We start from the raw sequence: 19,901 nt of genomic DNA, 5'->3' as shown, positions 1-19,901 counted from the left end.
CCGGATCAGTCCCGTACGGGCGGCTGGCCGATGTAGTCGGCCTTGCCCAGCGGCACGCCGGCATGGCGCAGCAGCGCGTAGGCGGTGGTGCTGTGGAAATGCACGTTGGGCAACACGTAGCCGAACAGGTAGTCGGTACCGATGAAATGCAGATCGCCGTACGCGCGCGTGGGCACCGTGATCGCGCGCGTCTCCGCGCCGATGAACCCATCGACCGGCAGCGAGTGCAGGTAGTCGATGGCGCGCAGCAGACGCGCGTCGAGCTCGGCGAACGTGGTTTCGTTGTCCTCGAACGCAGGCGCCTGGGTGCCCGTGAGGCGTCCGCCTGCGTTCTTGGCCATGTCGGTCGCGATCTGCACCTGGCGGGTCAGCGGAAACATGTCGGGCGCCAGCCGCATCCCAAGCAGTACGGCAGGGTCCCAGTTCTGCGCTTCGGCGTGCGCGGCGCCCTTGGCGAGTACCTGGCGCAACTGTTGCAGCGTGCGCGACAACGGGGGGATGGCGGCAGTGTGGAGGTCGATGGCCATGATGTGCGCGACTCGCGATACGGGAGGACGCAGTGTACGCACGCATGCGCGCTCAACACCGCACACCCACGGGCCGCAGCGTCGCACGGGCGGAATGCCCGGCGCTCAGAACTCGTGCTGGATGTCGAAAGTCAGACCGTGATCGCTGCCGTCGTCGTCGAACAGACCGCGATAGCCGAAGGCAAAAGTCCATTGCGCGCGGTTTTCGAACAACGCGCCCAGACCGATTTCCAAGCGGCTGCGACCGATGCCGGGCACATCCGCGCGATAGGCCGGGCCCTGGGTCCAATCGGCGTAGTGCAGCGTGGCCGCGCCGTCGCGCTCCACATCGCGCTGATATTCCAGGCGCAACTGCGGCGCGAACATGCCCCATCCCATTGTTCTGCGGTAATCCACGCGCAGGCCGAGATTGGCCGAAGTGCTGCGCAGGGTCTGGTCGTCGTAGCGCAGGGCGTAGACCGGGTCGCCCTGCTCGCGATAACCGTCGAGCGTGGCGCGCACGAATTCGAATCGGCCATAGGGCGTGAACTGCCAGCGCCCGCGTTCGAGATCGGCACCAGCGGTGAGCGCGGCGAACCATTGCCGGCCGTTGCGTCGACCTTTCACGTCTCCCGCAGTCGCAGTCGGACTGCGGCGCAGGTCGTAGTGCAGCGATTGGTAGCCGAGCATGCCGTCGATGAAGAACACATCGCCCGGCGCATAACCACCGTAGACAGAGAGCGTGTACGCCTGCGCATCGCTGCGGGTGTCGTCGTCGCCGACCCAGGTGCGGTCGCGCCCGTAACCGACACTTGCGCCCGCATAGCCATCGCCGATGCGCATGTCGCCGCCGCCGCTGACGCCCCGGGTTTCAAAATCCATCGCCTCGCGACCGTTGCGCGCATCGCGCTCGCCGCTGCCGAGCGTGCCGGCGACCCAGGTGCCGAACAGATAATCGCTGCGATGCCGACTGCTGACGACCACGTCGTCGGCAAGCGGTCGCGCGCAGGTTTCGCCCGGCGGTGTTGCGACGCGCGACGCACAACGGTTGATCCCACCGTTGGATGCGAACGTCAGACCATCGCTGAAGCCGTAGCGGCCATCGCCCGCGCCGTGCAGACGTTCGAGCCGCTGGCGCACATTGCCGATCTGCGCGGTCGCGAAGCTGCGCGCGCTATGCGCCTGCGCATCCAGCAACCCGAGCACTTCAGGATCGTGCGCGGGGTCGGGACGTGGCACGACGGTGAATACGATGGTCGCCGGGGCCGAGATCGCACCGCTGTTGCCGAGCGTGTACTGGACAGTGGCGACCCCGGAAAAATCCGGCGCGGGCGCGAACCTCAGCGCATAGTGCGTATTCGTGCCGCTACCGCCATGGTCGATGGAGACCGTGCCCGCGTTGGCAGGACTCAGCGACACGACGTTCGCCGCAGTGAACGGCCCGCCGGTCGCGCCTTCGGTGAGCTCGATCGTCGCGGCTACGCCCGCCACCATGGTAACGGTGCGCGAAGATATGATGACCGGCGCGACTGTCGTGGTAATGACCGGAGCTGAATCCATGCTCGCCGGCGGATTGATCTGCAGAGTCAATGCCTGGACGCTCAGCTGTCGAGTGGCCGATGCCACTTCGATCGCGAACGGGAATGTTCCGGCTTGATGGGTGGTGCCGCTGATCTCGCCATCGACACTCAAGGCCATCCCTGGAGGCATCGCCCCCTCGATGATCCGGAATCGATAAGGTTCGGCGCCACCGCCTGCACTGAGCAAGTGGCGATAGGCAACCCCGGTCGTACCCGCAGACAGCGCGGTCGATGTGAGCGCCAACGTGGGCGCGGCGATCGTGAAAGCGTACTGCCTGGCCACGATCCGGTTTTCGGCGTCGGTCAGCTGCAGGGTGAAAGCGAAGCTGCCGGATTCGGTCGGGATACCCGACAACGTTGCGGTGTCCGGGTCGAAGCGCAGGCCTTGAGGCAACGCGCCTTCCTGCAGCGCGAAGGCAAAGGGTGCGGTCGCATTCTCGGCGGTGAATGGCAACAGATATTCGGTGACCCCGGCGATGCCATCGGGCACCACCGCCGGTCCGATCTGTATCGGTGTATCGATCACCGTCATATCCATGCTGAACGTCGCACTGCGCCTGTTCGCATCGACCACGTTGAAGACGAAGGCGTATTGCGAAAAATCCGGTGGCGGCAATGGACGCGCAGGGATTCCGGAAATCGTGCCGTCTTCTGCAAGCGTGAGCCCCGGGGGCAGTGTGCCGCTCCCGAGCGTGAACTCATAAGGTGCGACACCGTTCGAGACGCCAAGCCTGGCGATGTAGGGCTGCGCGGCCGTCGCGACCGGCAAGACGCCGGTATCGAGCACCAACCTGGGTGGCTCCACCACCATCGTGTACGCGCGACTGCCTGTGATCGGACCGTAGCCGGTGCTGCCATCGGTCGCGGTAATGATGATCTCGTAAGACCCAACCACTTCCGGTACGCCGGTGATGGTCCCGTTGGACTGCAGTTCCAAGCCTTCCGGCAGCACGCCGGATGTCAGCGCATAGAGATATGGTTCCTTGCCGCCTACGGCACCGAGAGACATCGCGTATGGCGAACCGACCGCAGCGTGCGACGGCCGCTCGGGCGAAACGCTCATCACGGGAAGTTCGACCACAAACCGGAAGCTCCTGATCGCGGTGGAAGGAGTCCCACTTGTGCTGTCGGTAACGACCACGTTGATATCGAACGTCCCGGCTACCATGGGGATGCCGCTGACGCTTCCGTCGCTGGCCAAGGTCAAGCCCAGTGGCAATGCTCCGCTCTCCACCCGAAAGGCGTACGGTTTGATGCCCCCTCGTGCCGTGATCGAATGACTGTAATTCCGCCCTGCCGTCGCGACAGGGGGCATGGCTTCATCGATCACGAACGGCGTCTGTTCTACGACCAGCGCGTAATCGCGAGTCACCGTGAGGGGAACGGGCGATGTCCGATCGGTTGCCGTGATCGAAAAACTGTAGGTGCCGGCAATGCTCGGTACGCCGGACATGAAATTGCCGAAGAGAAAAATCCCTGGCGGCAAGGCTCCTGCGCTGATGCGATGCGTGTACGGCGCTACGCCGCCGGAAGCGCTGAAAAACTGGAAGTAGTAGACCTGGGTCGAGGCATTCGGCAGGGTTTCCGGCGAGAGCGTCAATGCCGGTTGCGCCATCGCCTTGACCGGCAAGAGCACAGCCACCGACAGCGCCATGGCCATCAGTGCCAGCGCGCATCGGTGGATCCAGCGCTGCAATATCGGAGCGGGAGACGTGGTCATTGCCTGCAGCAGGTCGTGAGGTGAAGTTCGCCCCACACAACAATATCACCGCCGCAAAAAAAAGCGCCGCTGCATGAGCAGCGGCGCCGTGTCTTCCTCAACCGTGGCGACTGAAGATCAGAACTTCCTGTCGACGTTGAACTGGACGCCGTGGTCGGTGTCGCCGCCGCTGCCGATCAGGCCGCGATAGTCGAACTTGAACGACCAGTCGTTGCTCAGATTGAACAACACGCCCAGGCCCAGCATCAGGCGGCTGCGGTCGAAGTCGTTCAGACCCGCACGGTAGAACGGGCCGGTGGGCAGGTCCGCGTAGCGCATCGTCTGCGCGCCGTTGCCCTTGAAATCGTGCTGGTATTCCACGCGGAACTGCGGCGACCACAGGCCCCAGCTCGCTTCGCGACGGTAGTCGATGCGCACGCCCACATTGCCGGTGTCCGTATCGACTGCAAGGTTGTCGTAGGCCAGCGCGAAGATCGGATCGCCGTGCTCGGTATACGCATCGAGTTCGGCACGCGCCACATCGGCACGCACGTACGGCGTGAACTGCCACGCGCCCTTCTGGATATCGGCACCCGCCGACACCGAGCCGAACCACTGCGTGCCCTTGCGCTTGCCATCGACGAAGTTGCCGTTGCTGGTGACGAACCGGCGCAGGTCGTAGTCGAGGCTCTGGTAGCCCCACAGGCCATCCATGAAGAACATCTCGCCCGGGCTGTAGCTGCCGTAGAGCGCGAAGGAGTAGGCACTGCCCTTGCTGCGGCTGCCGTTGTCGCCGATGTCGCTGCTGTCGGTGCCGTAACCCACGCCGCCACCGATCGTCAGCGCATCGTTGACGCGGTAGTCCAGACCGGCGCTCAGGCCATCGGTCTCGAAGTCCACGCCGGCGCTTCCGTTGCGGCCATCGTGATTGCCCGAGCGGATCGTGCCCGCCGTCCAGATCCCGTACGCGTTGTTGCCGTCTCCGGCGCGCGCATTGTTCTGCTCGGTCATCGCGGCGCCGATCGTGCTGCCGGTGGTCGGACGGTCGCAGCGGCGGCCGGGAATCGCACCCACCATCTCCGGACAGTACTGGTCGTAGGACACGCTCAGGCCGTTGTCGAAGCCGCCGTCCTGACCCGCACCATGCAACCGCTCCAGACGCTGCTGGAAGTTGTTGATCTGGGTGGTCGCGAAGCGACGGGTGGCATCCGCCTGCGCTTCCAGCAGACCGCGCACTTCCGGATCCTTCGACGGATCGGGGCGATCCACGACCCTCAGCGCGTAGACCCGCGTGCCGGTGAAGCCCAGCGCGTCGGTCGCACGGATCGTGAAGTTGAACAGACCCGACACCGTCGGCGTGCCGCTGAGCGAACCCGCCGTGCTCAACGTCAGGCCGGCCGGCAATGCACCCGCCGTGATCGCGAAGGCATACGGCGCGGTGCCGCCGGTCGCGGTCAACGCCTGCGTGTACGGCAGTTGCTGGACGCTGTTGGGCAGGGTCGCCGGGTTGATGGTGATGGTCGGGGCGGACAACGTGAGCGTGTAGGCGATGGTCACCGTACCCGCCGTGCCGGTGGTGCTGTCGGTCGCACGCACGCTGAAGTTGAACGTGCCCGCGACCGTCGGCGTGCCGCTCAGTGCACCTGCGGCATTGAGGGTGAGACCGGCCGGCAGCGCACCCGCGCTCAAGGCGTAGGTGTACGGCGCGATGCCGCCACTGGCGACGAAGGTCTGGCTGTACGCCACGCCCGCCGTGCCGGCCGGCACCGTGGCCGGCGTCATCGCCAGCGTCGGTGTCGCGATCGTCAGCGTGTAGGCGTTGGTCACCGTCGCTGCGGTGCCGCCGGTGCTGTCGGTGACGGTCACGCTGAGGTTGAACGTGCCTGCCTGCGTCGGCGTGCCGCTGAAGGTGCGGGTGGCCGCATTGAAGGTCAGGCCCGTCGGCAGTGCGCCCGTCAGCGTCACCGTGTACGGCGCGATGCCGCCACCGATCGTCAGCACCTGCGTGTAAGCCGTACCTGCCGTACCGGCCGGCAACGTGGCCGGTGTCAGCGTGAGCGTCGGCACGGCCACCACCACGGTGTAGGCGGTGCTGGCGTTCTGGCCGTTCACGTCGGTCGCGGTCACGGTGAAGTTGAACGTGCCCGAGGCCGTCGTGGTACCGGACAGCGCACCGCCCGAGCTCAGCGTCAGACCATTCGGCAAGGCGCCTGCGGTCACCGCGAAGCTGTAGGGCGCGACGCCGCCACTGGCGCTGAACGTCTGGCTGTAAGCCAGGCCCGCCGTCGTGTTGGGCAACGTGGCCGGGGCGATCGCGATGACCGGCGCAGGCACGTTCAGCACGTAGTCCTGGGTGATCGAGAACGGCGCACCCGCACCGGTCAACACCGTGTCGGTGGCGGTGACGGTGACCGGATAGCTGCCCGGGACCGTCGGCGTACCCGACAGCGTGTTGCCGCTGAAGGTGACACCGGCCGGCAGGGCGCCGCTCAACACGTAGTTGTAAGGACCGGGACTACCGCTGGCGGTGAAGGTCTGCGTGTACGGCGCGCCATAGGTCAGCGTCTGCACGCCGGCCGCCGGGCTCATGCTCAGGGTCGGTGCTGCGATCGTCAGCGTATAAGCGCGACTGCCGGTCTGGCCGTTGGCATCGGTGCCGGTCACGGTCACGTTGAACGTGCCGACCTCGAACGAGGTGCCCGAGAGCACGCCGCCGCTGGTCAGGGTGATGCCGGTCGGCAGCGTGCCGCTGGTGACGGCCGTGCTGTATGGCGCGACGCCGCCGGTCACGGTGAGCGTCTGGCTGTAAGCCGCGCCCGCGACCGGGTTCGGCAACGTGGCCGGATTGACCGCGATGGTCGGCGCCGGGACGTTCAGCACGTAGTCCTGGGTGATCGAGAACGGCGCACCCGCACCGGTCAGCACCGTGTCGGTGGCGGTGACGGTGACCGGATAGCTGCCCGGCGCAGTCGGCGTACCCGACAGCGTATTGCCGCTGAAGGTGACACCGGTCGGCAGGGCACCGCTCAACACGTAGTTGAACGGACCGGCGCTACCGCCAGCCGTGAAGGCCTGCGTGTACGGCACGCCGTAGGTCAACGTCTGTACGCCGGCTGCGGGCGCCAGGGTCAGCGTCGGCGCGGCGATGGTCAGCGTGTAGGCGCGGCTGCCGGTCTGGCCGTTGGCATCGGTGGCGGTGACGGCGATGTTGAAGGTGCCGACTTCGTTCGATGTCCCGGACAACGCACCGCCGCTCGACAGGGTGATGCCGGACGGCAGCGTGCCGCCGCCGAGCGAGAAGCCGTACGGGCCAACACCACCGGTCGCGGTAAGCGTCTGGCTGTAGGCGTTGCCGGCGGTCGGGTCAGGCAGCGTGGCGGGATTCACCACGATGGTCGGTGCCGCCACGTTGATGATGTAGTTCTGCGCCACCGTGAACGGCGAGCCCGTGCCGGTGGAACCCGTATCGGTCGCCGTGATGGTGAAGCTGTAACTGCCGGGCACCGTCGGCGTGCCCGACACGGTGTTGCCGGCGAAGGTCACGCCCGGCGGCAGCGCGCCGCTCAGCGCGTAGGTGTACGGACCGATACCGCCGCTGGCGGTGAAGCCCTGCGAATAACCGGCAACACCGTACGGGACGTTGAACGTGGTGGAAGCCGGCGCCAGCGCCAGCGTCGGGCCGGCGACCGTCAGCGTGAACGCCTCACCGACCGTGAACGGACCGTTGCCGGTGCTGCTGTCGGTGGCCGAAGCGTTCAGCGTGAAGCTGCCCGCCTGGGTCGGCGTGCCGGAGACGGTCACGCTGTTCGCGGTGGAACCGGTGATCGACAGCCCGGCCGGCAGGTTGGTGACCTGATAGCCGCTGTACGGCTGCGCGCCGCCGTTCCAGGTGAAGGTCTGGGTGTACGGCGTGCCCACGGTGGCCGCGAAGCCGCCGCTGGGGGTGATGGTGATGACCGGGTTGCTCACCGTCACCGTCACCGTGGCGGGCGCGGACGTGCCGCCGCTGTTGGTCGCGAGATAGGTGAACGTGTCGGTGCCGGCGAAATCCGGATTCGGCTGATAGGTGATCGTGATGCCACTGGTGATCTCGGTGCCGTTGGTCGACGGCGTGCCGATCGATACCGAGGTCGCTGCGCCGCCGGTGATGTTCAGCGGCACCGGATTCGCGCCGCTGTTGTAGGCGACGGTGATCGAAACCGGATTGGCGACCGGCGGGACATCGATGACCACGATGCTGTAGCTCTGGGTCGCGGTGTACGGCCCGGTACCGGTGCTGCTGTCGGTCGCGGTGATATCGAAGTTGAACGTGCCCACTGCGCCCGGCGTGCCGGTGATGGCGCCGGTCGCGGCGTTGAGGTTCAACCCGGCCGGCAATGCCCCGGCGGAAACCGCATAGGCATACGGCGATGTACCGCCGGAGGCCGGCGTGATTGCGGCCGAATACGCCGCGCCCAAGGTGCCGTCCGCCAGCGGGGTCGCCGGCAGCACGATCGTCGGCGCTGCGATGACGACGGTGTATGCGCGACTGCCCGCGAAGGGCCCCGGGAACGGGCTGCTGTCGGTCGCGGTGACGGTGAAGTTGAAGGTGCCGCCTGCCGTCGGTATGCCGGCCACGATGCCGTTTGCCTGCACGACGACGCCTGCCGGCACCGAGCCGGCGGTCAGCGCGAAGGTATAAGGAGCCGCTCCACCGCTGGCGGAGAGCGTCTGGTTGTAGACGAAGCCGATCGTGCCGTTCGGCAGCGTCGCGGGATTGACCGTCACCGGCACATCGTCGTTGGTGATGGCGCCCAGACCCTGATTGTCGGCGATCGTCGCGTTGGTCGCGCCGCTGAGATTCACGAAGAACGTTTCGTTCGCCTCGGGAACCACTTCGCCGATCACCGGCACGGTGATGGTGCGGGTGGTCTGTCCCGGGGTGAAGGTCAGCGCGCCGGTGGTGCTGGTGTAGTCGGCCGGCTGGGTCGCGGTGCCGTCGGCCGTGGCGTAGTTCACGCCGACGGTCTGGCCGCTGGCCGCACTGAGGGTGACGGTGAACACCGCGTTGACGGTGCCGGCATTGCCCTCGACCACGGTGACATCGTTGATGCTGAGCGATGGCAGCGGGTCGTCGTTGGTGATGGTGCCCACGCCCTGGCCATCGACCACGATCGCGTTGACCACGTTGGTGACGTTGACGAAGAAGGTTTCGGTCGGCTCGTTGAGCGTATCGCCGTTCACCAGCACGGTGAACGTGTAGGTGCTGCTGCCGGCCGGGATGGTCTGACCGGTGAGCGTGCTGGCGACGTAATCGACGCCCGCCGTGGCGCTGCCGTTGGCGGTGGCGATGTCGAAGCCGACACCGCCCGGACCCGCCGGCGCACTCAGGCTGACGGTAAAGGTGAAGTTGGTGATGCCGGCGTTGCCTTCCGATGCGGTGACATCGTTGATCGTCAGGTTCGGCAGGTCGTCGTTGAGGATCGTGCCGGTGGCGCTGGCCGGAACGCCGACCGTGTAACCGGCACCGGCGGCGAGGGTCAGGATGACCGTCTCGTCGGCTTCGATGGTGGCATCGGCGTTCGGGTTGACGGTGACCGTGCCGGTGGTATTGCCGGCCGGGATGACCAGCGGCGAGGTGATCGTCACGTAGTCGGTTCCGTTGATGGCGGTGCCGCCGACGGTGTAGCTGATCGACAACGCGGTGAACGACGCCTGGTTCAGATTGACCGTGTAGACCAGATTGGGTGCGCCGTCTTCGGCAACGGCGGCCGGAGACACGGTGATCGTAGCCGTGGGCACATCGTCGTTGAGGATGGTGCCGGTGGCGCTGGCCGGCGCGCCGACCGTGTAACCGGTGCCGGCAGCGACGGTGAGGGTCACGGTTTCATCGGCTTCGACGAGGCCGTCGACCGCAGGATTGATGGTGATGGTCGCGGTGGTGGCGCCGCTGGGGATGTTGACCGTCGCAACGCCGCCGCCGTAGTCGATGCCCGACGTCGCGGTGCCGCTGGTGGCGATGTTGACCAGCGTCGCCGTTGCCAGACTTGCGCTGCGGGTGACGGTGTAGACCAGATTGGTCGCGCCGTCTTCACTGACGCTTGCAGGAGCGACCGCGATCGAAACGCTCGGCGGCGCAACGACGTTGATGGTCAGCGGTTCCAATTCGGAATAAGGCGCGGCGGAAGGCGTGCTGGCATCCGTCACGCGCAGCGTGGTGGTGGTCGATCCGATGGTGGTGGGTGTTCCGCTGACGACACCTGCGGAGGTCATCGTCAGGCCGGGCGCAGGCGCCGCACCGGGGACCGGCTCGGTCTGGTAAGTGTGCGGCGCAACGCCGCCGGCGGTCGCGAGCGAGAACGATGTCGGAACGCCCTGAATCGCCGAAAACGTATTGGGCGAAAGCGCAAGGCTCGGATTCTGGACCGTGCCCGTATAACCCTTGTCGACGAATTGTGCGGTGGGCGTGGTGGCATCGGTCGAGCGGACGGTGAAGGTATAGCCGCCACGCTGTGTGGGCGTACCGCTGAGCACGCCGGCGCTACTCAGACTGAGGCCGACCGGCAATGCGCCGCTCTGGAGGGTGTAGGTATAGGGGGCAAGGCCGCCGCTCGACGTCAGGGTTTGCGAGAACGGGGTGCCGGCAGTCAGCGTCGGCAAAGTCGCCGGAAGGACCGTGATCGGCGAGCTCGGCGGACTGATGGTGATGTTGATACGCACCGTGCCCAGATCGTTGTCTTCGAGCCAGATCGTGTCGCTTCCGCCACCGCCCGGCGTGGTGCTGTTGTGCGCATAGTTGATGAACTGGGTACCGCCGCCGTTCGCACCGATGGTCACGGTACCGTGCGCGGCGAAGGGTGCGATCGGGCCGCTCATGCCGCCGTCGAAGGGGCCGTCGCAGGTACTGACGTTCACCGCGACCGTTGCGCCCCAGGAGACAGTGGCGGTCAACGGGGTCGGGCAATATACCGATGTCTGCGCCGAGGCCAGCGTGGGCCACAGCAGACCCAGGCACAGAAGCCAGGCCATCAGGTTGAAAGTCGTGAAGCGGCCACAACGGCGGCCGGACTGCATCGAAAGCGTTTCCATGTCCCTGTTTCCCCTGATGGCGGCCACGAGCGGTCAGGCCGGTGGCGATCCGCGCGCTTATCTGTCGAACGTCGTTTCCGGTCGCCGGGGGCCACCCCGGGTCCTTAGGAACGGCTGAACGCCATTGGAACAGGATTGGCGCGGCAGCGAAAGTGGCATGAGGCCGCCGGCGAACTGCGCTCGCGCACATACGCCGAAGTCCGGTCGCCGTGGCCCTTGTGGGATCGCTGGTTCAGGTTCAGAGTAAGTCGACGCGGCGCATGGAGCGTCGCATCAACCATCCAAGGGGAGGATAGCGATGAGCGAATTCTTCATCGGTCAGATCATGATGACCGGCTTCAATTTCGCGCCGAAATTCTGGGCGCAATGCAACGGCCAGTTGCTGCCAATCAACCAGAATCAGGCCTTGTTCTCGCTGCTGGGGACACAGTACGGGGGCAACGGCACCACCAACTTCGCCCTTCCCGACCTGCGCAGTCGCACGCCGATCGGCTATGCCTCGTCGGTGGACCCGAGCTGGCAACCGCCGGCGGTGCAGATCGGTCAGTCCGCAGGCGTCGAGAACGTTACCCTGCTCAGCACCAACATGCCGGCGCACACCCATGCGGTGAACGCATCGAGCAGCAATGGCGACAACCGCATTCCGTCGAACCGCGCTTTCGCCACCAGCAACATTGCCAGCGGAACGGCGATTTCGATCTACTCGGCATCGACCGGACCTGCGGTGCCGCTGAATCCGGCCACGGTCGCGCCGGCCGGCGGCAACCAGCCGCATTCGAACCTGCAGCCCTACAGCGTGATCAATTTCTGCGTCGCGCTCAGCGGCATTTTCCCGTCGCGCAACTGAGCGCGCGCGCCATGGACCCCGGATGTGTCGCGCCACTGCGCGTACGTCCCTCGAAATTTCGGAGTACACACGTATGAGTACACCCTATATCGGCGAGATCCGCATGTTCGGCTTCGGCACTCGCGGCGCGCCCATCGGTTGGCAGGGCTGCGACGGAAGCCTGCTGCCCATTTCCGAATACGACGCCCTGTTCGCCCTGATCGGCACCACCTACGGCGGCGACGGCCAGACCACCTTCGGCGTGCCCGATCTGCGCGGCCGATTGCCGATCCATCAGGGCACCGGGCCTGGTCTGGGTACCTATGTCATCGGCCAAGTGGCCGGCACCGAAAACGTCACCGTGCTGCCGACCCAGATGCCCGCGCATACCCACACCATGGTGGCGACAACCGCGTTGGCAACCGCCGTGACGCCAGCGAACAATTTGTTGCCCGGCGCAGTCAGCGGCGACTCTTTCTACGTCAACACCATCACCGGCAACACCGCCGCGCCAATGTCGGCGCAGATGCTGACCCTGGCCGGCGGCAGCCAGCCGCACGACAACACCATGCCCACGCTCACGGTGCAGTACTGCATCGCCACCCAGGGCATCTTCCCGAGCCAGGCCTGAGCCCGCCCCCCTTTCCATCGCGCCATGCAGGCGCGGCCGCGGCGGTCCACGCTTGGACACATGCGGCACACCTCATCGGAGGAACCATGTCATGACTCAACCCTTCATCGGCGAAATCCAGTTGTTCGGCTTCAATTTCAATCCGCGCGGATGGGCGTTCGCGAACGGCGCCACCCTGCCGATCTCGCAGAACACCGCGCTGTTCGCACTGATCGGCGTGACCTACGGCGGCAACGGCCAGACCACCTTCCAATTGCCCAACTTCGCCGGCCGCGCCGGCTGCGAACAGGGCAATGGGCCGGGACTGAGCCCACGCGTCTTGGGACAAAGTTTCGGCGTCAACACCGTCACCCTCACCAGTCAGCAGATCCCGCAACACAATCACGGCGTGAACGCCTATTCGCAAACGGCAGCCGGCAGCGGATCGGCAGCGCCGACCGCCAATGGCGGGTTGTCCTTTCTCGCGATCAGCACCTCGTCGAAGACCTACATCGCGACACCTCTGAATACGCAGCTAGCGCCGAACATGATCCAACCCAGTGCGGGCGGCGGGCAGCCCCACCAGAACCAGCAACCGTATCTCGGCGTGAACTTCTGCATCGCGCTGCAGGGCATCTTCCCCTCGTTCCCCTGAGGCGGAGATGGCAGCATCACAACGGTTGGCGCCGTTCCCAGCGGAACGCGCCGACCGCATGCAAACACCCGCGCTGCTTGCCGAGCGCGGGTTTTCTTTGCGTGCCGCATGCGACGACGATCTGCCGTGGTTGCGCGACCTGTACGCATCGACGCGCGCCGAGGAAATGGCGCCGGTGCCGTGGCCGGAGATCGCCAAGCGCAGTTTTCTCGACCAGCAGTTCGGATTGCAGCACCAGCACTACATGCGGCATTTCGGCGACGCCGACTTCCTCGCGATCGAACATGGCCAACGCGGCCCGGTCGGTCGTTATTACCTGCAGCGCGCGGCGCCCGAGCATCTGCTCGTCGATATCAGCCTGTTTCCCGGGCTGCGCGGCAGCGGCGTGGGCAGCGCACTGATCCGGCAGAGCCAGACCGAAGCGGCGGCACTCGGTCGCGGCATGTATTTGCATGTCCTGCACACCAATGCCGGCGCGCACCGTTTGTACACGCGGCTGGGATTCGCCGCGGATGGCGGCGAAGGCACGCATCGGCGGATGCGCTGGCAGTCGCCGATTGCGGTTTGAACGTTATCGGTACATCGATAACGGCGTGCTTGAGCACGCCCTATGGCATCCACGAATCAATTGAACACCGCCTGATACAGAAAGCCCGCGCGCTCCTGCGCGATCGGCACCAGGAATATCCCGGCTTCGCCGATGCGTGGATGGCGCATCGCATAGATCTGCTGCGGGAACAGGAAGGCGGCGGTATTCCGGAACAGCAGCGAGAACGGCGCGCGCATCGCGTTGTCGGCCTTGGTCGGCAATGGGCGGGCTTCGACCAGCACGAACTCCACGTCCATGTCGTTGAGCGCGGCGGTGAACGTTTCGTTCACGCAGCCTGCGAAGTGTTCCAGCGTCAGCAATTCCATGAAGTGCGGCTCCCCTGTCGTGCGCCGCTGCGCGATCCGGCAGCGGGCCACATCCTCGCCGCTGCCGGGCATGGGCACAAGTCCATCGGCGACGTCGATGGAACACTGCCGACGGTTGCGCGACGCAGACAAGCCTGTCCGGGCTGGGGACAATGGCGCCCCTAGCGCAGTCCGGAGCCGATCACTCCCGGTGGATTCAGCCTGCAGCCGCCATCCTGAACAGGTTTCGGCCTACCGCCGCCGCCCACCCCCTCGAAGATCCGATGCCCAACGCTTCCGCCGCCGTCCGTGTCACCGGTCTCCGCCTCGATCGCGGGGCGCGCACGATCCTGCGCGACATCGATCTGAGCGTGCCGCGCGGCAGCGTCACCGCCATCCTCGGGCCTTCGGGCTGCGGCAAGTCCACCCTGCTCTCGGCGCTGACCGGCGAACTGGAACCCGCCGCCGGCGCGGTCGAAGTGCTCGGCCAGCCGGTACCGCAGCGCAAGCGCGAGCTGCTGGAACTGCGCAAGAGCATCGGCGTGCTGCTGCAGGGCAATGGCCTGTTGACCGACCTGACCGCCGCCGAAAACGTCGCACTGCCGCTGCGCACCCATACCAATCTGCCCAAAGCGGTCATCCGCCATCTGGTCGAGATGAAGCTGCACGCCGTGGGCCTGCGCGCCGCCGCCGACCTGTATCCGCGCGAGCTGTCCGGCGGCATGGCACGCCGCGTCGCGCTGGCGCGCGCGCTGGCGCTGGACCCGCCGCTGATGATCTACGACGAGCCGCTGACCGGACTGGACCCGATCGCCAGCGGGGTGATCATGAGCCTGATCTCGCGGCTCAACGACAGCCTCGGTTTGACCAGCATCATCGTCACCCATCATGTCCACGAAACCCTGCCCATCGCCGATCGCGCGGTGGTCATCGCCAACGGCGGCATCGTGTTCGACGGCACGCCGTCCGAACTCGAAACCAGCGGCGATCCGCTGGTGAAGCAGTTCCTGAAAGGCGAGCCCGACGGCCCGATTCCTTTCGACGCCCCCGACCGTACGGAGGCCGCGTGATGGCCTTCGCCGAGACGGTACGCGGCATCGGTCGCGCCGGCATGTTTTCGCTGTCGGTGTTCCGCGCCACCAAACCCACGGCGGATTTCTGGCGGGAACTCATCCGCGAGATCTACAAGATCGGTGCACGCACCCTGCCGATCATCGCGGTCGGCGGCGCCTTCGTCGGCCTCTCGATCACCCTGCTGGGCTACCGCTCGCTGCAGACCTACGGCGCCGGCAACCAGATCAGCTTCCTGATCGGCCTGGGCATGTACCGCGAACTGGGGCCGGTGCTGACCGCGCTGCTGTTCATCGGCCGCGCCGGCAGCTCGATCGCTGCGGAGCTGGGCCTGATGCGCGCCACCGACCAGATCACCGCACTCGGGCTGATGGGCATCGACCCGGTCGGCAAGGCGGTGGCGCCGCGATTCTGGGCGGCGGTGCTGACGGTGCCGCTGCTCACCGCATTCTTCTGCAGCCTCGCCTTCGCCGCGAGCTGGTTCGAGGGCGTGCAGATCCTGGGCATCGACAACGGCGCGTTCTGGCAGGTGATGAAGGATGCGGTCGATTTCCAGAAGGATTTCCTGCCCGCGTTCCTGAAATCCGCGATCTTCGGCGGCACTGCCGCACTGGTCGCGTCGTACGTGGGTTTCCACGCCGAGCCGACCATCGAGGGCACCTCGGTCGCGACCACCCGCGCGGTGGTCAACGCGTCGCTGCTGGTGCTGATGTTCAACTTCGTGCTGTCCGCATTCCTGTTCCGGTGATCGCGATGACTGCACTGTTTTCCACCGATCTGCGTTTCAAAGACATGTTCTCCACAGAGGTTTCTCCATGAGTGCACGCGGCCCACGCCTCGAATTCGCCGTCGGCGCCTTTCTGCTGTTGGCCCTGGCCTCGCTGCTGGTGCTGGCCATCGCGTCCACCAATGGCCGCTTCGGTTTCGGCGAAGACACCTACGATCTCAAAGCGCGCTTCACCAACCTCGGCCAGCTGCGACCGATGGCGCCGGTGAAGATCGGCGGCGTTCCCATCGGCAAGGTCGCCACGATCGAACTCGACCCGAAGAAGCTCGACGCCGTGGTGACGCTCAGCATCGACAGCCGCTACAAGGATCTGCCGATCGATACTTCGGCCAGCATCCTCACCGGCGGCCTGCTCGGCGAAAGCTACGTCGGCCTGCAGCCGGGCGGCGACATGGAAATACTCAAGCCGGGCGAGGAGATCGCGTTCACCACGCCTGCGGTCGACCTGATCCAGATGGCCGGCAAATACATCTTCGGCGGCACCGGCACCAGCCCCGACAGCGGAACCAAACCGGACGCCGGACACTCCAATGCGCCGTCCGACGCCTCCCCCACCGAACAGGCCCCGAGCCCATGACCATGACTCTCCGTCTTATGCCCGTGCTGATCGGCGCCGCGCTGTTCGCCGCGACGGTTCCGGCGCTCGCCCAGACCGCGCGCGCCGCAGCGCCCGTATCGGCCTCGATGCAGGGCACGCCCAGCCAGCTCGTGCTCAACAACAGCCAGCGCGTGCTGAGCACGCTGGAGAAGCGCCGCGCCGAATTCAGCAAGAATCGGGCCGTGCTGCGCCAGTTCATCAGCACCGAATTCAATGCGATGTTCGATCGCGACTACGCCGCGCGCCAGGTGCTGGGCCGCCACGGTCGCGGCGCCTCGGACGAGGACGTAAAACTGTTCGCCGATGCGCTGGCCGACAATCTGATGCAGCGTTACGGCTCGTCGCTGCTCGACTTCAACACCCAACTGCGGGTGCGGGTGAAATCCGAAACCCCGCTGCCGCGCGGATTGGGCGTGAAAGTGTCCAGCGAATTCCTGCGCCAGGGCGGCGCGGCCATTCCGGTGGACTATCTGATGCGCAAGACCGGCACGCAGTGGAAGGTGTTCGATGTGATGGTCGAAGGCGTGTCCTACGTGCAGACCTTCCGCAACCAGTTCGACGCCGAACTGCAGCGCAAGACCATCCGCCAGGTCGCCACCGAACTGCGCAACGGTCAGATCAAGGCGGACGCGGGCGAGTGAGCACCCACTGCAACATCGTGCGTGCCGACGAAACACTGCGTTTCGAGGGACCGCTGCACCGCGACGCCATCGCCGCCCTCTGGCCGCGGATTCCCGACGACCTGAAGGGCGTGCGGCGCTTCGATCTGGGCGCCGTCGCTTCCATCGACAGCGCCGGCCTGGCCTTGGTTTCCCTGCTCGCGGCGCGCTGCGGTCCGGTCGAAATCGAAGGCCGCCCGGATGGTTTCGCGGAGTTGCGTGCGGCCTATCGGCTCGGTCATGGCCTCGCCTTCGTCCGCGATTGACGCGACTTCCGGCCCACGACCTACCGCTATCGCAACGGCTACACTCGACCCATGACGACTTCGCGCCTCCTCCCCCGGGCCGCTTTTGTCCTCGCCGCGCTGCTCGCCAGCGGCTGCGCGCACAGGGCTGCTTCGCAAGACGCACCGCCGTCGACGACCGTCGTCGAAGCACCGGCCACGGACGCTGGCATCGCCAACACCGACATCGGGCCATCGCCTGACGATGCGGGAGCCGCCGCGTCCGCAACCGAGGCGATGAGCGTTGGCGACGATGCGGGCACCATCGCAGAAGTCGCCGCAATCCCGGAACCGGCCGCGCAGGCACCGACCGCAGCCGAACAGGATTTCGCCGCGATCTACGGCAACGGCGAAGTTCCCGAGGAGTACGACCCGATCGCCGACCCGACCCTGCCTGCGCCCGCAGCGCAACCGGTGAGTTACGACCCGCTGGAAAAGCTCAACCGCCGCGTGCACCGTTTCAACGAGGTCGTCGATCGACGCATCGCCAAACCCCTGGCGAGCGTGTACGTGAAGGTGACGCCGCGTCCGGTGCGGCTGGGCGTCGGCAATTTCTTCAACAACCTCAGCCAGCCGGTGAGCGCGCTCAATGCGCTGCTGCAGGGCAAGCCCAAGCAGGCCGGACAGGCGCTGGGGCGATTCCTGCTCAACAGCACCCTCGGCATCGGCGGCGTGTTCGACCCCGCCTCTTCGGCGAATCTCCCGAACAAGAGCGAGGATTTCGGGCAGACGCTCGGCGTCTGGGGCTGGAAGAAATCGCGCTACGTCGAACTGCCGCTGTTCGGCCCGCGCACCATCCGCGACGCGCTCGGCATGGCCGGCGATTCGCCGTTGTCGCCGATCCGCTCGATCGAGGAAGACAAGCTCCGCGTCTTCCTGCAGGGTCTGCAGCTGGTCGACGTGCGCACCCAGTTGCTTGCCGTGGACCGGATGCGCGAAGGCGCGACCGACGACTACGCTCTGGTGCGCGACGCATGGATGCAGCGCCGGCAATACCAGATCTTCGGCGGGAGCAAGAACGAAACAGACGAATCGCTGCCGGACTATCTGGACAACGGCGACGACAACCCGACCGTGCCGATCAATGCGATTCCGGTGATTCCCGGGTCGCCGTAGGTCGGGCCCTGGCCCGACATTGCGGGCCATCCGTTCGTCCCGCACGTATGAACACCCGCGGTTTTTCAACCATCGTCAACACTGTCATCGGCCAAGGCGTCCGCTGAGACATCGCCCAGCAGTTTCTGCGCTTCGCCCGCAGGCAGCGCTTCCACTTCACGCAGCTTGCGGCCGAGGGCGCGCGAACGCACGCTGGTTTCCTCGATCTTGTTGCTGGCTTCGTCCAGTTTCTTCTTGACGCCGTCCAGCACCGTGCCGAACTTCGCGAACTCGGTCTTCACCGCGCCCAGCGTGCGCCACACTTCGCTGGAACGTTCCTGGATCGCGAGCGTGCGGAAACCCATCTGGAAGCTGGTCATCAGCGCCAGCAGCGTGGTCGGGCCGGCCACCGCGATGCGCTGGTCGCGCTGCAGCGCTTCGACCAGCCCGGGGCGACGCAGGACTTCCGCGTACAGGCCTTCGGTCGGCAGGAACAGGATCGCGAACTCGGTGGTGTGCGGCGGCGACACGTATTTGTCGTGGATCTCGCGCGCCTGCTTGCGCACCTGGCGCTCCAGCGCGTCGCCGGCCAGCCGTGCGGCGTCCACGTCGCCCAGTTCCTGCGCATCCAGCAGGCGTTCGTAATCTTCGCGCGGGAATTTGGCGTCGATCGGCAGCCACACCGGCGCATCGCGCTCGGAGCCGGGAAACCGCACCGCGAATTCGACGCTGGCATCGCTGCCGGGCACGGTCTTCACGTTGGCCGCGTACTGGTCCGGCGCGAACACCTGCTCCAGCAGCGCGGCCAGCTGCACTTCGCCGAAGATGCCGCGCGATTTCACGTTGTTCAGCACCCGCTGCAGGCCACCGACATCCGACGCGAGTTTGTTCATGTCGCCCAGCCCCTGATGCACCTGCACCAGCATCTGCGCGACATTGCCGAAGCTTTCGGTGAGTCGCGTTTCCAGCGTCGACTGCAGTTTCTCGTCGACGGTCGCGCGCATCTGCTCGAGCTTGGCTTCGTTGCCGCGCTGCAGCTCGCCCAGTTTCTGTTCGAGGGTGACGCGCAGTTCGGTGAACCGCTGTTCGTTGCGGTCGGTGAGTTCACGCAGCTGCGCGCCGAGGCCATCGGCGAACTGTTTCTGCCCGCCGGCCAGTTCGCTGCGGGCTTTCTGTGCATCGTCGTTCAGCGCGGCGCGCAGTTCGTCCAGTCGCGCGTCGGTGCGCAGGGTCAGATCGGCCAGACTGCGGCCGAAGCCCTCGATCCGCTGCGCCTGCGCCAGCGCGAGACTGTCCAGTTGCTGGCGCAGTTCACCGCGCCCCGCGCGCTGCTCCTCGCGCAGCGCTTCCTCGACCCGCCCACGCAGGCGATCGAGTGCGGCGTCGGGTTTTCGCAGCAGCAGGATGATGAGCAGGACAAGAACGATCGCGGTCGCGACCAGCAACAGGATCAGCAGGAGATCGGTATCGGGCATGGCGTCAGTGTACCCGCCACGCCCGTTGGGATGACGCCGATATGACGCTCCCATGACCAGCGTCATTGAACTGTCATCTTGCGGCGCTAGCGTG

At 66.2% G+C, this 19,901-nt stretch carries 15 protein-coding genes; 10 read left to right on the top strand and 5 right to left on the bottom strand.

The annotated features are described in order from the left end of the window. Positions 1–5 precede the first annotated feature (5 nt). From HOP03_08510 to HOP03_08500, 3 genes are all read right to left on the bottom strand, one after another. The gene (locus HOP03_08510; protein ID NOT88212.1) at positions 6–527 is read right to left on the bottom strand and encodes a DUF1993 domain-containing protein; all 522 of its coding nucleotides are present in this window, start codon (positions 525–527) and stop codon (positions 6–8) included. Positions 528–632: 105 nt separating this feature from the next. Then, on the bottom strand, positions 633–3,806 hold the full coding sequence (locus HOP03_08505; GenBank protein ID NOT88211.1) for an autotransporter domain-containing protein: 3,174 nt from the start codon (positions 3,804–3,806) through the stop codon (positions 633–635). A gap of 117 nt (positions 3,807–3,923) precedes the next feature. Continuing rightward, positions 3,924–10,793 (bottom strand): autotransporter domain-containing protein, encoded by a 6,870-nt coding sequence (locus HOP03_08500; protein NOT88210.1) that lies wholly within the window; start codon positions 10,791–10,793, stop codon positions 3,924–3,926. Positions 10,794–11,151: 358 nt separating this feature from the next. Between HOP03_08500 and HOP03_08495 the strand changes: the two genes are divergently transcribed. From HOP03_08495 to HOP03_08480, 4 genes are all read left to right on the top strand, one after another. Further along, complete coding sequence (locus HOP03_08495) at positions 11,152–11,700, top strand: phage tail protein (GenBank protein NOT88209.1); 549 nt, start codon at positions 11,152–11,154, stop codon at positions 11,698–11,700. 73 nt (positions 11,701–11,773) lie between these two features. Beyond that, positions 11,774–12,310 (top strand): phage tail protein, encoded by a 537-nt coding sequence (locus HOP03_08490; GenBank protein NOT88208.1) that lies wholly within the window; start codon positions 11,774–11,776, stop codon positions 12,308–12,310. A gap of 91 nt (positions 12,311–12,401) precedes the next feature. Continuing rightward, positions 12,402–12,944: a phage tail protein gene (locus HOP03_08485; protein ID NOT88207.1), complete on the top strand. Its 543-nt coding sequence runs from the start codon at positions 12,402–12,404 to the stop codon at positions 12,942–12,944. 7 nt (positions 12,945–12,951) lie between these two features. Continuing rightward, positions 12,952–13,512 (top strand): GNAT family N-acetyltransferase, encoded by a 561-nt coding sequence (locus HOP03_08480; GenBank protein NOT88206.1) that lies wholly within the window; start codon positions 12,952–12,954, stop codon positions 13,510–13,512. A 56-nt stretch (positions 13,513–13,568) separates the two neighbouring features. On the opposite strand, the gene HOP03_08475 is transcribed toward HOP03_08480, so the two are convergent. Beyond that, the gene (locus tag HOP03_08475) at positions 13,569–13,859 is read right to left on the bottom strand and encodes a hypothetical protein (protein ID NOT88205.1); all 291 of its coding nucleotides are present in this window, start codon (positions 13,857–13,859) and stop codon (positions 13,569–13,571) included. A gap of 263 nt (positions 13,860–14,122) precedes the next feature. On the opposite strand from HOP03_08475, the gene HOP03_08470 reads away from it, so the two are divergent. The 6 genes from HOP03_08470 to HOP03_08445 all read left to right on the top strand — a co-directional run bounded on the left by HOP03_08470 (position 14,123) and on the right by HOP03_08445 (position 18,353). Continuing rightward, complete coding sequence (locus HOP03_08470; GenBank protein ID NOT88204.1) at positions 14,123–14,908, top strand: ABC transporter ATP-binding protein; 786 nt, start codon at positions 14,123–14,125, stop codon at positions 14,906–14,908. Further along, entirely contained in the window at positions 14,908–15,657 is a 750-nt protein-coding gene (locus HOP03_08465) for an ABC transporter permease (GenBank protein NOT88203.1), read from the top strand. The genes HOP03_08470 and HOP03_08465 overlap by 1 nt, the downstream gene beginning before the upstream one ends. A 67-nt stretch (positions 15,658–15,724) precedes the next feature. Then, positions 15,725–16,273, top strand: coding sequence for an outer membrane lipid asymmetry maintenance protein MlaD (mlaD, locus tag HOP03_08460; GenBank protein ID NOT88202.1), 549 nt, complete (start codon positions 15,725–15,727; stop codon positions 16,271–16,273). A gap of 2 nt (positions 16,274–16,275) precedes the next feature. Continuing rightward, positions 16,276–16,935, top strand: coding sequence for an ABC transporter substrate-binding protein (locus tag HOP03_08455; protein NOT88201.1), 660 nt, complete (start codon positions 16,276–16,278; stop codon positions 16,933–16,935). Further along, the gene (locus HOP03_08450; protein NOT88200.1) at positions 16,932–17,219 is read left to right on the top strand and encodes an anti-sigma B factor antagonist; all 288 of its coding nucleotides are present in this window, start codon (positions 16,932–16,934) and stop codon (positions 17,217–17,219) included. The genes HOP03_08455 and HOP03_08450 overlap by 4 nt, the downstream gene beginning before the upstream one ends. A gap of 51 nt (positions 17,220–17,270) precedes the next feature. Next, on the top strand, positions 17,271–18,353 hold the full coding sequence (locus HOP03_08445; protein NOT88199.1) for a VacJ family lipoprotein: 1,083 nt from the start codon (positions 17,271–17,273) through the stop codon (positions 18,351–18,353). Between the two features lie 65 nt (positions 18,354–18,418). Here HOP03_08445 and rmuC read toward each other — a convergent pair whose 3' ends face one another. Then, complete coding sequence (gene rmuC / locus HOP03_08440; GenBank protein ID NOT88198.1) at positions 18,419–19,807, bottom strand: DNA recombination protein RmuC; 1,389 nt, start codon at positions 19,805–19,807, stop codon at positions 18,419–18,421. Positions 19,808–19,901: the final 94 nt, after the last annotated feature.

It is taken from the genome of Lysobacter sp. (assembly GCA_013141175.1).
Lineage (GTDB): Bacteria > Pseudomonadota > Gammaproteobacteria > Xanthomonadales > Xanthomonadaceae > Lysobacter_I.
Note: the sequence above shows the minus strand (reverse complement) of the source record. Positions and strands in the feature narration are given on the sequence as shown.

Bases quoted from the DNA above. Each gene is read 5' to 3' on its own strand.
- HOP03_08495 (NOT88209.1), top strand. From the start codon at position 11,152: ATGAGCGAATTCTTCATCGGTCAGATCATGATGACCGGCTTCAATTTC.
- rmuC (NOT88198.1), bottom strand. From the start codon at position 19,807: ATGCCCGATACCGATCTCCTGCTGATCCTGTTGCTGGTCGCGACCGCG.
- HOP03_08505 (NOT88211.1), bottom strand. From the start codon at position 3,806: ATGACCACGTCTCCCGCTCCGATATTGCAGCGCTGGATCCACCGATGC.
- HOP03_08475 (NOT88205.1), bottom strand. From the start codon at position 13,859: ATGGAATTGCTGACGCTGGAACACTTCGCAGGCTGCGTGAACGAAACG.
- HOP03_08480 (NOT88206.1), top strand. From the start codon at position 12,952: ATGGCAGCATCACAACGGTTGGCGCCGTTCCCAGCGGAACGCGCCGAC.
- HOP03_08455 (NOT88201.1), top strand. From the start codon at position 16,276: ATGACTCTCCGTCTTATGCCCGTGCTGATCGGCGCCGCGCTGTTCGCC.
- HOP03_08445 (NOT88199.1), top strand. From the start codon at position 17,271: ATGACGACTTCGCGCCTCCTCCCCCGGGCCGCTTTTGTCCTCGCCGCG.
- HOP03_08470 (NOT88204.1), top strand. From the start codon at position 14,123: ATGCCCAACGCTTCCGCCGCCGTCCGTGTCACCGGTCTCCGCCTCGAT.
- mlaD (NOT88202.1), top strand. From the start codon at position 15,725: ATGAGTGCACGCGGCCCACGCCTCGAATTCGCCGTCGGCGCCTTTCTG.
- HOP03_08485 (NOT88207.1), top strand. From the start codon at position 12,402: ATGACTCAACCCTTCATCGGCGAAATCCAGTTGTTCGGCTTCAATTTC.
- HOP03_08510 (NOT88212.1), bottom strand. From the start codon at position 527: ATGGCCATCGACCTCCACACTGCCGCCATCCCCCCGTTGTCGCGCACG.
- HOP03_08500 (NOT88210.1), bottom strand. From the start codon at position 10,793: ATGGCCTGGCTTCTGTGCCTGGGTCTGCTGTGGCCCACGCTGGCCTCG.
- HOP03_08465 (NOT88203.1), top strand. From the start codon at position 14,908: ATGGCCTTCGCCGAGACGGTACGCGGCATCGGTCGCGCCGGCATGTTT.
- HOP03_08490 (NOT88208.1), top strand. From the start codon at position 11,774: ATGAGTACACCCTATATCGGCGAGATCCGCATGTTCGGCTTCGGCACT.